Annotated in this window: 9 protein-coding genes and 2 pseudogenes; 6 read left to right on the top strand and 5 right to left on the bottom strand. The window is 54.6% G+C overall.

Annotated elements, in window-relative coordinates; translation table 11 throughout:
* Positions 1–21: 21 nt before the first annotated feature.
* Entirely contained in the window at positions 22–711 is a 690-nt protein-coding gene (locus tag H3T88_RS05685) for a lysophospholipid acyltransferase family protein (RefSeq protein ID WP_198203862.1), read from the bottom strand.
* A gap of 48 nt (positions 712–759) precedes the next feature.
* On the opposite strand from H3T88_RS05685, the gene H3T88_RS05680 reads away from it, so the two are divergent.
* Complete coding sequence (locus H3T88_RS05680; protein WP_198203861.1) at positions 760–1,305, top strand: hypothetical protein; 546 nt, start codon at positions 760–762, stop codon at positions 1,303–1,305.
* A 96-nt stretch (positions 1,306–1,401) separates the two neighbouring features.
* Here H3T88_RS05680 and trpD read toward each other — a convergent pair whose 3' ends face one another.
* The 4 genes and pseudogenes from trpD to hpf all read right to left on the bottom strand — a co-directional run bounded on the left by trpD (position 1,402) and on the right by hpf (position 6,560).
* The gene (gene trpD, locus H3T88_RS05675) at positions 1,402–2,502 is read right to left on the bottom strand and encodes an anthranilate phosphoribosyltransferase (RefSeq protein WP_198203860.1); all 1,101 of its coding nucleotides are present in this window, start codon (positions 2,500–2,502) and stop codon (positions 1,402–1,404) included.
* Between the two features lie 229 nt (positions 2,503–2,731).
* Positions 2,732–2,917: pseudogene (locus H3T88_RS08925) on the bottom strand (SEC-C metal-binding domain-containing protein); the annotation flags it as partial.
* 233 nt (positions 2,918–3,150) lie between these two features.
* A pseudogene (gene secA / locus H3T88_RS05670) lies at positions 3,151–5,659 on the bottom strand (preprotein translocase subunit SecA); the annotation flags it as partial.
* Positions 5,660–5,885: 226 nt separating this feature from the next.
* Entirely contained in the window at positions 5,886–6,560 is a 675-nt protein-coding gene (hpf, locus tag H3T88_RS05665) for a ribosome hibernation-promoting factor, HPF/YfiA family (RefSeq protein WP_198203858.1), read from the bottom strand.
* Between the two features lie 338 nt (positions 6,561–6,898).
* Here hpf and H3T88_RS05660 point away from each other — a divergent pair, with 338 nt between their 5' ends.
* The 5 genes from H3T88_RS05660 to H3T88_RS05640 all read left to right on the top strand — a co-directional run bounded on the left by H3T88_RS05660 (position 6,899) and on the right by H3T88_RS05640 (position 12,734).
* A complete protein-coding gene (locus tag H3T88_RS05660) occupies positions 6,899–8,410 on the top strand; it encodes a family 43 glycosylhydrolase (protein WP_198203857.1) in 1,512 nt (503 codons plus the stop codon).
* 83 nt (positions 8,411–8,493) lie between these two features.
* Positions 8,494–9,843 (top strand): ABC transporter substrate-binding protein, encoded by a 1,350-nt coding sequence (locus tag H3T88_RS05655; RefSeq protein ID WP_198203856.1) that lies wholly within the window; start codon positions 8,494–8,496, stop codon positions 9,841–9,843.
* Between the two features lie 61 nt (positions 9,844–9,904).
* Complete coding sequence (locus tag H3T88_RS05650; RefSeq protein ID WP_198203855.1) at positions 9,905–10,777, top strand: carbohydrate ABC transporter permease; 873 nt, start codon at positions 9,905–9,907, stop codon at positions 10,775–10,777.
* Positions 10,774–11,661 carry a carbohydrate ABC transporter permease gene (locus tag H3T88_RS05645; RefSeq protein ID WP_198203854.1) on the top strand — a complete coding sequence of 296 codons (888 nt, stop codon included), beginning with the start codon at positions 10,774–10,776 and terminating at the stop codon, positions 11,659–11,661. The genes H3T88_RS05650 and H3T88_RS05645 overlap by 4 nt, the downstream gene beginning before the upstream one ends.
* A complete protein-coding gene (locus tag H3T88_RS05640) occupies positions 11,658–12,734 on the top strand; it encodes a LacI family DNA-binding transcriptional regulator (protein WP_198203853.1) in 1,077 nt (358 codons plus the stop codon). The genes H3T88_RS05645 and H3T88_RS05640 overlap by 4 nt, the downstream gene beginning before the upstream one ends.
* Positions 12,735–12,868: the final 134 nt, after the last annotated feature.

Genomic DNA, 12,868 nt, shown 5'->3' with positions numbered 1-12,868 from the left:
TCCTATCTCTGCAGCCAATCGTCAGTCCAGTTCTTCCCTGCTCTCATGCGCTTTGATGACCTGGGCATACACGTCCACGTAGCGCTGCCCGCTCATCTCCTGGATCTCCTGCATGATCCTGTCGGTCAGGTTGCGGATCTCTTCGTGAGTGAGGCTGTTGACCGGCACGTAGGGCACGGTGATGGGCTTGCCGAAGATGACCTTGGTCCTGCCCTTATGTGGAAACACATGGCCGGGCTCCTGAAGCTGCCGAGTGCCGATGATGGCGGTGGGCACCACTGTCGTTCCGGTCTCGAAGGCCAGCCGCGCCGCCCCGGTGTGCCCCCGGTAGAGCCTGCCGTCAGGACTGCGCGTGCCCTCCGGATGGATGCCGAAGATGTGCCCGTGCTCAAGGATGGAGCGCGCGGTTTCCATGGCTCCCAACGACTTGGAACCGCCCGACCTGTCGACGGGGAAGACTCCGACTGAGCTGAACCACCATTTCTTGAACTTGCCCTTTATTCCCTTGCCGTTGAAGTACTCGGCCTTGCCCATGAAGTGAATCATCCTGGGGCAGGTGATGGGCAGGAGGGCATCGTCGATGACGGCCAAATGGTTGGAGGCGATGATGGCAGCCCCTTGCTTGGGAATGTTCCCCGTACCTTCTACGGTCGGTTTGAACCAGGTACGCGCCAACGGACCGAGCAATTTGACGAAGAACCAGTACAGCACAGAGACTCCTTGGTAGCGAATGCGTTCGGCCGAGGTTACGATGGTTCTATGACCGAGCACAAGGATAACGACGCCGGGAATCAGTATAACAGCGAGGCGGGAACCGGGTCCTCACAGGGGGACGAGGAGTGGGTGGACTTCCTGAATTCGCACGCTGACGAGCTGGATTCCCTGGAATCGTCCAGGACGGCCAAGGAATTCGAAAAGAAGGCTCGGAAGTCCGAGAAGAAGGCGGCGCTGAAGGCCGAGGACTTGAAGCGAGATGCCTTCGTCGGAGGTTCCGGACCGCGAGATTTCCAGGGCAGAAGCTGGCTGGACACTGACGAGGTTATGGACCAGTCGTCGAATTTTGTGCCGCCCAACCCCGACCTGAGCGACCTGGGCAGAGGGCGGATGGCCTTCATGATCATGACGGTGCTGGGCCTGGTCTGCTTCTTCCTGACCATCTTCATCCCCCGCTGGTCCGGCCTGACCGGTCTGTTGGCGGGCCTGCTCCTGCTGATAGGCATTGCGGGACTGATCATCGATAGGAAGAACTTCCGCGATGATTCAAGCGGGCTCTTCGATGACGACGAACGGCACTACCGGCGATAACGTCGAGAGCCGCCAGAAGTGAACCGTCAAAATAGTCGGGCCCCGTTGGCAGGAATATCAGCCAGCGGGGCCTGAACAGGCTTGACAGCCGCGAACCTAGACCAAGACCGGATGGCGTGTCTGTTCCTCTTGCTGGCAGCGGATCTGTGCTTGCCGGGCTCCGTGAATCCATGCCGCCAGCAGTTCGGCGGCCCTGCCCTGGTCCACAACCTGGGTAGCCAGTTGGTAGGCCTGTGCAAACCGGACGCTCAGATCGTCCTCGGGGCCGGCATCGATCTGCGTGCCGTCAGCCACAATGGCCGACGCTGCGTTGAGCAGGGCCGTGGAACGCGAAGGAACCGACTTTCCAGCCAGGAAGTCCCTGACGACGCTGGCGTTGAAGGCAGGATCGCCGCCGCGCAGGTCATTCAAATCCACCGGGTCGATGCCCAACTCGCGAGTCGGATCGAAGGACCGCTCCTCCACTTGACCCTGGTGGATCTCCCAGATGGAGACAGAGCCGGTCGGAGCCATCTCGTCAAGACCTTCAACCGAAGTGTAGACCATGCCCTCCTGGCCGCGTGAGGCATAGACCTTGGCCATCATGGGGCTCAGTTGGCGCTGGGCGCATCCGATGGCCACATTGTGCGGTTTGACTGGGTTGGTCAGCGGCCCAAGAAGGTTGAAGACGGTGGGGATTCCCAACGACGAGCGGACAGGACCTGCAAAACGCATGGCAGGGTGGAAGGTCTTGGCAAAGACGAAGGTGATGCCGTAACGGTCAGCCATGGCAGCCACCTCCTTGGGCGGCAGATCCAGGGGCAGACCCAGCTGTTCCAGACAGTCGGCGGTGCCGCTCTTGCTGGATGCGGCCCTGTTGCCGTGCTTGACGATTCTGACCCCTGCTGCGGCAGCCACGATGGCGCCCATGGTCGACAGGTTGACTGTCGCTGCTCCGTCACCACCGGTGCCGACGATGTCGGTCACGTCACCCCTGACCTTGAGGGGCACCGCATGGCCCACCATGGCCTTGGCAGCCCCTTCGACCTCCGGGCTGGTCAGACCCAGAGTTGACTGCATGGACAGGGCGGCGCCCACTTGTACCGGGTCGGCATTTCCGTCCATCAGATCGTTCATGCACCACTCGGCCTCATCCGCGCTCAGGTGTCGACCGGACACCAAGGAGTTCAGGACGGATTTCCAGCTAAGTGGCCGCATGATGACTCTTTTCCTTTGAAGAAGCGGGGCCGGATGCCCCGCTGTTTGCTCTAGGTTTACTGCCCCGCCCCTCCCCACACAAGGCAATCCCATATTTTGGTCACTTTGCTACCAATATATGAAAGATGGGGATCCAATATATGGAAACGGCCACCGCCCTTGTGAGCGATGACCGTCAATCAAATCAGCAACCCTGCCTAGGCAGACCGCCGGAGATTACGAATACCTGTCATTTTTTCTCGTTCTGGCCGTGGCACATCTTGTACTTGCGTCCGGAACCGCAGGGGCAGGGGGCGTTGCGGGGTGTGCCCGGGAAGGTACGGCCATCGGCCCAGGGCGAGTGATCCTCTACGGCCTTGGGCCTCTTGCTGGCAGGAACCTTGCCCTCGGCATGGCTGATAGGCGCGGGTCCGACCGGAGCCGGAGCGCTATCGTCAGCGGCATCCTCAGAGGCATCCTCCTCCTCGGAATCCTCCTGTATGCTGCCAGCCGGGGCACCCTCGTCATCCTCCTCGGCCGTCTCATCGATGTCGGTGGTCTCATCCTCTGCATCAGGCTCTTCAGGCGCCTGGTAGCTGACCGGCTCGGACTGGCCCTCCTCGTTCTCCTTGCGCTCCTCGCGGGCCCGCCGCTCGTTCTCCTGGCTGGCCGCGATCTGCTTGAGGTCCACGTTGAAGAGCAGCTGCACGGTCTGCTCCTTGATGGCGTCGATCATGGAGTTGTACATCTGGTAGCCCTCGCGCTGGTACTCGACCAGGGGGTCACGCTGGCCCATGCCACGCAGGCCGATGCCGTCCTTCAGGTAGTCCATCTCGTAGAGGTGCTCACGCCACTTGCTGTCCAGGACGGAGAGGACCACCTGGCGCTCCAGCTGCCTGGAGCCCTTCTCGCCCAGCTCATCCTCACGCTCCTGGTAGATGGAATCGGCATCCTCCACCAGCTTGTCCGCCAGGGCCTTGACGGCCTTGTCGCCTTTCAGGCCCTCCAGGGAGTCCATGGTCTCATCCTGGTCAAGGCTGACCGGGTAGACGGAGGCCAGCGCCTTCCAGAGTTCGTCGGCATCCCAGTCCTCGGGCTTGTCCGAGCCCTTTTGCGCACCCCGTATGTATGAGGTGATGGTCTCGCTGATGAAGCGGAGGATGTCCTTGTGGATGTCCTCGCCCTTGAGCACCGCCTGACGCTCGCCATAGATGACCTGACGCTGCTTGTTCATCACGTCGTCGTACTTCAACACGTTCTTGCGGATCTCGTAGTTGCGGGATTCGACGGACTTCTGTGCGCTGCGCACGCCCTTGGTGACGGTCTTGGACTCGATGGGCTCCCCCTCCGGCATGCTCTTGGAGGACATCATCCGAGCCACCAACTGAGAGTTGAACAGGCGCATCAGGTCGTCTTCCAGGCTCAGGTAGAACCTGGACTCGCCGGGATCGCCCTGACGGCCCGAACGGCCGCGCAGCTGGTTGTCGATACGGCGGGACTCGTGCCGCTCGGTTCCCAGCACATAGAGGCCACCCAGCTTGACGACCTCCTCATGCTCGTCCTTGACCTGCTCCTTGACGGAGTCCAGCATCTTAGGCCAGCGCCTCTCATACTCCTCCGGAGTGTCGTCGGAGGAGAAGCCCTGCTCCTTGAGCTTCTGATCGGCAAGGAACTCCACGTTTCCGCCCAGCATGATGTCGGTGCCACGCCCTGCCATGTTGGTGGCCACGGTCACAGCCCCCTTGCGCCCTGCCACGGCCACGACCGCAGCCTCGCGTGCATGCTGCTTGGCGTTGAGGACCTGGTGGTCGATGCCGGCCACGTCCAGCAGGGAGGAGACCACCTCGGAGGATTCCACAGAGGCGGTGCCCAGCAGGATGGGCTGGCCCTTGGCATGCCGCTTGGCCACATCGCGGACGATGGCGGTCAGCTTCTCCTTCTTGGTGCGGTAGATCAGGTCCGGCTGGTCCTTGCGGATCATGGGCTTGTTGGTGGGGATGGGCAGCACGCCCAGCTTGTAGGTGTTCATGAACTCGGCGGCCTCGGTCTCGGCCGTTCCGGTCATGCCCGCCAGCTTGTCGTACATGCGGAAGTAGTTCTGCAGGGTGATGGTGGCGAAGGTCTGGTTCTCGGCCTTGACCTCCACGCCCTCCTTGGCCTCGATGGCCTGGTGGAGGCCCTCGTTGTAACGGCGGCCCTTGAGCAGACGGCCGGTGTGCTCGTCCACAATCAGGACCTCGCCGTTCTGGACCACGTAGTCGCGGTCACGCAGGAAGAGCTCCTTGGCCTTGATGGCGTTGTTCAGGTACCCGATCAGGGCGGTGTTGGTGGGCTCGTAGAGGTTGTCGATGCCCAGGTAGTCCTCCACCTTGGTGATGCCGGGATCCAGGATGCCGACGACCTTCTTCTTCTCGTCGACCTCGTAGTCCTCATCCCTGGTGAGCTTGGGAACCAGCTTGGCGAACTGCCGGTACCATCGGGTCACATCGCCCTCGGCAGGTCCCGAGATGATCAGAGGAGTTCGCGCCTCGTCGATCAGGATGGAGTCCACCTCGTCCACGATGGCGAAATGGTGACCGCGCTGAACCAGCTCGTCCTTGTCCCAGGCCATGTTGTCGCGCAGGTAGTCGAAGCCGAATTCATTGTTGGTGCCATAGGTGATGTCCGCCTGATACTGCTTGCGGCGCTCGGCGGGACGCTGGTCGGTGATGATGCAGCCCACGCTCATGCCCAGGAAACGGAAGATGCGCCCCATGAGCTCGCTCTGGTAGGAGGCCAGGTAATCGTTGACCGTGACCACGTGCACGCCCTTGCCCTCCAGGGCATTCAGATAGCTGGGCAGGGTGGCCACCAGGGTCTTGCCCTCGCCGGTCTTCATCTCTGCGATGTTGCCCCAGTGCAGGGCCGCTCCGCCCATCAGCTGGACGTCGAAATGCCGTTGGCCCAGTGTGCGCTTGGAAACCTCGCGAACCGTGGCGAAGGCTTCGGGCATCAGGGAATCGAGGGATTCGCCGTTCTCCAGTCGCTGCTTGAACTTAGGCGTCTGCGCCTTGAGCTCCTCGTCGCTCATGGCCGAGATCTGATCCTCGAAGGCGTTGGTCGCCTTGGCCACCCCCTGAAGCTTGCGAATCTGACGACCCTCGCCCATACGGAGGACCTTGTCCAAGACTGCTACCACGTTGCGCTCCCTACCGTTCTTTTATGGCCTTCGCACGCCCTCAGCTGACGTAGGCCCAGACCCTGATTATCTTACGCGAATGCACCGATTTTCTCGAAATCTATGGTTCCGCAAACCCGGCTGCGACCTTGGCAACCGGACCGGGCATTGAAGAAGGGCGATCCTCCGGAGGTCTAGCCAACCTGCCGCCGGGGAATCGCCCCACAGTTCAATATCCGTATTGCTGTTACTTCTTCTGGCCTACATGCTCAGGCGTATCGATTTCGAAGACACCGTAGCTCCATCCGTGCCGACGGTAGACCACCGATGGCCGCTGGGTCTCCTTGTTGACGAAGAGGAAGAAGTCGTGGCCGATCAGCTCCATCTCGTAGAGGGCCTCGTCGATGCTCATGGGCTCGGCGATGTGCAGCTTGCGGCGGATGACGATGGGGGTGTCTCCCACCTGCACCTCGACCGACTGACCCGGTGCCAGGTCCGAGGCGACGGCGCTCTGGGCGCTGTTGTCGGAGTTGGACTCCTGGCCCTGATCTCCCTGATCGCCTGCCTGGTCATCAACGGGCAGCTCGACGGGCAGGGGCGGATGCTCCAGTCCGCGGCGATGGTCCTTGCGGCGGTCACGGACCCGACGCAGACGCTGGGTCAGCTTGTCCAAGGCCATGTCCAGCGCGCTGAACTCGTCAGCGCTGGAGGCCTCGGCGCGAATCACGGTCTTGCCGGCCTGGACAGTGAGCTCCACCCTCTTGGCGCTGTCAGCCTGGCGGGGATTGCCTTCATGTGTCAGAACGACCTGGATGCGCTGTGCATCGGGGGCGATGGCCGTCACCCTGTTCATCTTGCTGTCCACGACATCGCGGAACCGCTGCCTGATTTGGGTATGTCGACCGGTAATGACGATCTCCATGGGAATCTCCTTGCACTTGTGAGCGGACAAACCGCTGGTGCGATGGCGGACTTGGTCACCATCGACTGTGCTTTCGATTTTAGCCGAAAGCCGATGGGTTTGACACTGACTCAAGGGACTTCTCGCTTCAAGCTTGCTAGATCAACAAACACACCGCATGCGTTGCACCTCATCGGAACCATACCCAACGAAAATTGACTGGTTACCAATTTCCATGCTGGGCACTTTTCTCGATCCTTTCCAATTAAGAATGAAAAATATAATAATTGAAACGTTTGAACAAATACTTTAGAATCCAAAAATCGCTTATTTTGACAATCTGAATATAAGTCAATAGAATGCAGAATACAGTTTGTTCAAACGTTCGAACAACTCATATTGTGATTATTGCTGCTGAAACGACGGGGTTCTCAATGAGTAGACAAATCTTCTATCAGCCGGACCAGGGATGGGTCGGTGATGTTATACCTTTCACTCGCGATGGCGAAATCATGCTCTTCTACCTCGATGAGCAGCGTAAGGGTTCCCAAGTAGGAATGGGCTGGCGACTGGTCGGCACAAGAGATCTACAAAACTACCGCGACTATGGCCTTGCTTTACATAACGGATCAAATGAAGACAAGGATTTTAACGCCTACACCGGCAGCGTCGTAGAAGACACAGACGGCACCACCCACCTCTTCTATACCGGAGTCAATCCCGGAATCAGGAATCAGCGAAACCAGCCCATTCAATGGGTGATGCATGCTATAAGCAACGGTTCCCTCACCGACTGGGACAAGATTCCTGCGGATGCATTCTGTGCCACTGAAGGGTACGACACATCAGACTGGAGAGATCCGTTCGTCTTCTTCAACGAGTCCGATCAGCTGTGGCATATGCTGATAGCCGCTCGCCATGAATCTGGGCCATCTCGAAGACGGGGTTTAATTGCCCAATGCGTTTCTGAAGATCTACACACATGGCGTGCCATTGAACCAATTTGGGCACCTGACCGGTTCATCACCCACGAGTGCCCGGACCTTTTCCGGTGGGGAGAATGGTGGTATCTGGTATATTCAGAATTTTCAGAACGTTTCTGCACACGTTACCGTATAGCCCGATCTCTTCAGGGGCCATGGCTGGATCCGCCCGATTCGGACAGCATTGATGCGCGTGCTTTCTATGCCGCAAAAAGCGTGGAATGGCATAACAGACGATTTTTCTTCGGATGGATTCCAACACGCGAAGGCAACAGGGATGATGGCGCTTGGCAATGGGCGGGATCCATGTCAGTGCTTGAAGCAATACAAAAGAAGAATGGATCCTTATCATTCCGCATTCCCCATGAAATTAAGGAGTTATTTGATTCCCCCCTATCCATGGTTAAATTCGAACCCGACGTGAATCTGAAAAGAGATGACGGCATGTGGGTCACAATGAGTTCAGATGAGCTTCCTTCTACATGCTTGGTGCACATTGAATTCATCCTTCACGAACATCAACCCGACAATCTCGCTTTTCTGATCAGAAGCTCTGCGGATGGGGACCAAGCATATTCACTCCGGTTAGAACCTGCTTACTCAAGGCTGGTCTTAGATCACTGGCCCAGACCAACTACAGGAAGGGAGCAGTGGCAGATATCGGGTGACATCCCCCATTTCATTGATTCAGAACGTCCTTGTGATCTGTCCTCAGGCAAACATGACATTGACATCCTTTTGGATAAGGACATCTGCCTGTGCAACGTTGACGGGAGCACTACACTCCATTCACGCTTGGAAAATCCCATGGGCGACTATTTTGGCATTTCCGTGACAGATGGGGAAGCAACAATCACATCAGCCAAAATATCCAGAGTCCGGCAATGAAACAAGCAAAGAAAAATTAGAAGAACAAATCTGTCAACAAAATGACAACCAACCAATACAAATAATCAAAGGAGATTACCAGGATGAGGAAAAATAAATGTGCTGCCATCGCAGCAACGCTGGCCGCATTATTGTTAGCAGCAGGGTGCGGTAGTGGCGGAGCAGCCAATAAGGCCGAAAGCGTCAACCCTCAGGGCGAAATCAAGCCCCGCGAAATTTCATGGCTACTGTCCAGACCAGCTGACGGAGGAGTCATCAAGGCCATGAAGCAAATTTCTCAAGACTACGCCAAAGAACACCCTGGGTTTTCGCTAAAGCTGATTACGACACCCGATCGGCCATCTTACATTCAAAAGTTAGAGACACTGGCCGCCGCGAATAAACTCCCGGACCTTTTCGATATCGATGCCACGCCTTTTGCGCAAAAACTAGCCAAAAAGGGAAGCATGGTCAATGTTGAAAAGATGCTGAAGGATATGAAAATCTATGACAACTACCGAACGTCTGCTCTTGACTATCAGCGCTTTGATAACGGTAGTCTGTATATGGTTCCCTTTGAATCTCAGATCGAGGTTTTCTTCTACAATAAAGCCTTATTCAAGAAAGCCGGCATCAGCGTCCCGAAGACACTTGACGACTTTCCTGCCATGTGCACAGCTTTACGGAAAAGCGGCAGTACGCCGATTGCCTTGAACGGTAAGGACATGTGGCCGTTGGAACGTTACATGGCTTTTTACCCCTTTAGAACATCTGGAAATGAGTTTATTAAAAACCTCAAAAAGGGTAATGCGAAACTCTCTGATGCTGAAGGGCGCAAAGCAGTAGAATGGCTGGCCGATCTGGGAAAATCACAATGCTTCCAGCAAGGATTCTCATCAACTGAATACGCCGATGCTCAGGCGCTTTTCACCTCCGGTAAAGCAGCCGTCTACAACGACGGGAGCTGGGACCTACCTGCCTTGGCCACATCAAAGCTGAACCCAGAGGTTCGAGACGATGTCGATTATTTCCTATTACCCACAACGCCCGATGCCAAAACCACGGAGAATGAGTACGCCGCTCCATCGGGAATAGGAATGGCAATCAACGCCAGGACCTATGATCCGCTAGTTCATGATTTCATCAAGTATTCTTTAACAAAGTATTCTAAGGTTTATGCGGACACCGGGCAGATCACCCCGATGAAGTCAAGTTCTGCGAAGATTCCGTCCGACGCTACGCCGCTATACAAACGCAACTTCGATGATGCGGATAAGGTCGGCAAAGTAACTCTCATGCCTTGGGACACACAGCTCGACTCGACTTCAAATACGCGCTTGCAACAAGAATTGCCCCTCTTGGTCCAGGGCGATATCAGCGTGGATAAGTTTATCAACACCATGGATAAAGTCATTCAAGAAAATGGACCTAAAGCTTTCAAAGATTTGAACTGATATTTGACGAATTTCGGGCAGGACTCTCTATCTGAGCCCTGCCCGTCTAAAAGGACAAACCATGCTTCCATACAGATCCAAGAAATCAGTGTTGATTTTTATCCTTCCTCCCCTGCTCCTATACGGAGCGGGCGTACTTTTGCCCGTCATCCAATCCCTGATCATCAGTTTCTTTGATTGGGATGGCATCTCTGACATGAAATTCACCGGACTTGCCAATTACGCAAAAATGCTGACTGGAGATTCAGTCTTCTGGCAGTCCTTTGTCAACTCTATGATCTACCTACTTATTTGCCTGGTTCTTCAGCTTGGAGGTGCCCTCCTCGTAGCCACATTGCTCACAGGAATGACTAAAGGTCGGAATTTGGTCAAAACCTTGTATCTCCTGCCAGCAGTCATTTCAACAGTCGCTATTTCATTTCTTTTCCAGAGAATATACTCTGTTGATCCCAAAGGACTTCTCAACCAGGCCTTGGATGCCATAGGACTGCATTCTTGGACTCATGCCTGGTTATCAGATCCGCACACCGTTCTTGCGGCTGTCTCCATACCTGAAGGATGGCGGTTTAGCGGTCTCTACATGTTGATTATCTACGCGGCATTCATGTCGGTCCCACCTGAAATAGAAGAGGCAGCAAGGTTGGATGGCGCTAATGGCTGGCAACTTTTCACCAAGATTCGTTTCCCCTACATAAGACCGGTATGGATTACCACAGTGGTCATGGCAGTCACGTATGGCCTGCGAGGATTCGATATTCCATATCTGCTGACCAATGGACGCTACGGGCAACTCGTAACGACTTATATGTATCGAACAGCCTTCTCAAATACCAATTACGGCTATGCCAGCGCCATTTCGGTGTTCATCGTTATCGAGTGCCTGATAGCAGTTGCTTTGATATTCAAGGTCATTTTTAGAAAGGAAGAAGCATGAGTACAACAAGTATGTTGACTCCGGGTGAACAGAAAAAACCCTCTGCTCTTCGAAGCAAGCTGAACTTCCATACTGTTTTGAACAGGGTGTTCATAATCCTGATTGTGATCATCCAGGTTTATCCGCTACTCTGGCTCTTCATCACCAGTCTAAGAACCGAACATGACTTTGCATCAGGCAATGCTTTCGGAATACCTCACAGCTTCACGTTGGAGAATTATTCGAGAGCATTTCAAGCCGGCAACCTTGGCCAGTATATTTTCAACAGCCTCATCGTGACATTTGGGGCCGACCTATTGATTGTGATTATGGGCATGATGGCCGCTTATGCTATCGAAGTACTAGGTTTTAAGTGGAGCAAAATAATTCGTATGGTGTTCTTGCTGGGCATGATCGTCCCCACGCAGATCGCACTAGTCCCTCTTTTTATCGACTACTCTCAAATCAACCTTCTCGATACGCGTTTGTCGATGATCATTCCCCTGGCAGGTTTTTCCGTACCTATGTCAGTTTTCCTATTCAGCTCTTTTTATCACTACATTCCTCAAGAGAACTATGAAGCGGCATCTTTGGATGGTGCCGGCCCGTACCGCATCTTTTGGGAAATAACAATGCCCCTTTCCCTGAATACTGTCGTAACCGTAGTGCTGGTTAATAGCATTTTTATATGGAATGAATTTATCTTCGGTAATACCTTCATCCTTACAGACGGGTTGAAGACCATTCCCCTTGGGCTGCAAAACTACATTGGAGCCATGGGCAACACCGATTGGACAGCAACATTCGCTGCCGTATGCGTGACTATTACCCCTCTGATGTTGGTCTTTCTTATACTGAATAAGGCAATGATACAGGGCATTGAAGGCGGGGCTTCAAAGGGATGAACCAACATAAACCTACCAAGGCAAAAGAACAAGGGGGCAATAAACCCCGTTCCATCAGCAATGACAGCAAACCAGTGACCCTCAAGGACGTAGCGCAAAGGGCGCACACGTCAGTTTCTACAGTTTCTCTAGTGATGAACAACAAGAAAGTCTCCCGGATCAGTCCAGAGGTTCGGGAGAAAGTCATGGAATCAATACACGCATTAGGTTATCGGCCTAATGCCATGGCTCAAAATTTAGTGCGTGGATACTCGCAATTCATAGGGTTGGTTACCGATTCCATTGCCACCACCCCCTTTGCTGGGCAAATTATCCATGGAGCGCAGAATGCAGCATGGGAACAAGGATATGTTCTTTTGATTGCCAACACCGAGGGCAACCAAAGCCTTGAAGATGAAGCCATACGGATGTTTCTACGGTATAAGGTCAGGGGGATTGCCTTTTCGACCTGGTATCACCATCCAATCGAAGTGCCGAAGTCACTCGATAATGTACGAACCGTCCTAGTGAACTGTTTTGGGAACAGGAAAAATTCACCGTTGGCAATTGTGCCAGACGAAATTCAAGGAGGTCGGACAGCAACACAACTGTTGCTAGAACGAGGACATACAAAAATTGCCTTCGTCAATACCCGAGCCGATTCTCCGGCTAAGACCGGCCGGTTAGAAGGATACAAACAAGCCCTAAAAGAGTCTGGCATCACTTTTGATCCATCTTTGACCTTTGAAGTGGAACCCAACCAGGAAGGAGGCCGAAGCGTTGCAAGGCGAGTAAAAGATAGCGGGGCAACAGGAGTTTTTTGTCACAACGATCGAGTAGCTATGGGTCTGTACGACGAACTCCAGCGCGGAGGATCCCGCATACCTGATGACATTTCCATTGTAGGTTTTGACGATCAAGAGATAATCTCAGCCCATCTCGCACCACCGCTAACCACCGTCGCCCTTCCCCATTACCAACTAGGCTATGAGGGAGTGAAAGCCATACTCAATGAAGATGCCCCTACGAGCGGTAAACAGCTCGTAGTCTGTCCGCCTGTCATGAGAGCATCCGTGGCTACCAACTGGCAATGAAGTATTGATTCCCAGAAGTCGTTAAACATCCGACTGATTCCTGTAATTGCAAAAATGTAAAAATCGGTTTGTGTCCGTAAAGAATTGACTATGATGTTGTAATTTTTTCAAGGTCCTTGCGAATCTCTATCATT

This window comes from Bifidobacterium sp. W8110 (genome assembly GCF_016101375.1).
Classification (GTDB): Bacteria; Actinomycetota; Actinomycetes; order Actinomycetales; family Bifidobacteriaceae; genus Bombiscardovia; species Bombiscardovia asteroides.
This window is presented reverse-complemented; position numbering and strand designations above follow the sequence as displayed.

What these genes read in the sequence shown, in the direction of transcription:
- trpD (WP_198203860.1), bottom strand. Translation starts at nt 2,502, where the DNA reads ATGCGGCCACTTAGCTGGAAATCCGTCCTGAACTCCTTGGTGTCCGGT.
- H3T88_RS05640 (WP_198203853.1), top strand. Translation starts at nt 11,658, where the DNA reads ATGAACCAACATAAACCTACCAAGGCAAAAGAACAAGGGGGCAATAAA.
- H3T88_RS05650 (WP_198203855.1), top strand. Translation starts at nt 9,905, where the DNA reads ATGCTTCCATACAGATCCAAGAAATCAGTGTTGATTTTTATCCTTCCT.
- H3T88_RS05655 (WP_198203856.1), top strand. Translation starts at nt 8,494, where the DNA reads ATGAGGAAAAATAAATGTGCTGCCATCGCAGCAACGCTGGCCGCATTA.
- hpf (WP_198203858.1), bottom strand. Translation starts at nt 6,560, where the DNA reads ATGGAGATCGTCATTACCGGTCGACATACCCAAATCAGGCAGCGGTTC.
- H3T88_RS05660 (WP_198203857.1), top strand. Translation starts at nt 6,899, where the DNA reads ATGCAGAATACAGTTTGTTCAAACGTTCGAACAACTCATATTGTGATT.
- H3T88_RS05645 (WP_198203854.1), top strand. Translation starts at nt 10,774, where the DNA reads ATGAGTACAACAAGTATGTTGACTCCGGGTGAACAGAAAAAACCCTCT.
- H3T88_RS05680 (WP_198203861.1), top strand. Translation starts at nt 760, where the DNA reads ATGACCGAGCACAAGGATAACGACGCCGGGAATCAGTATAACAGCGAG.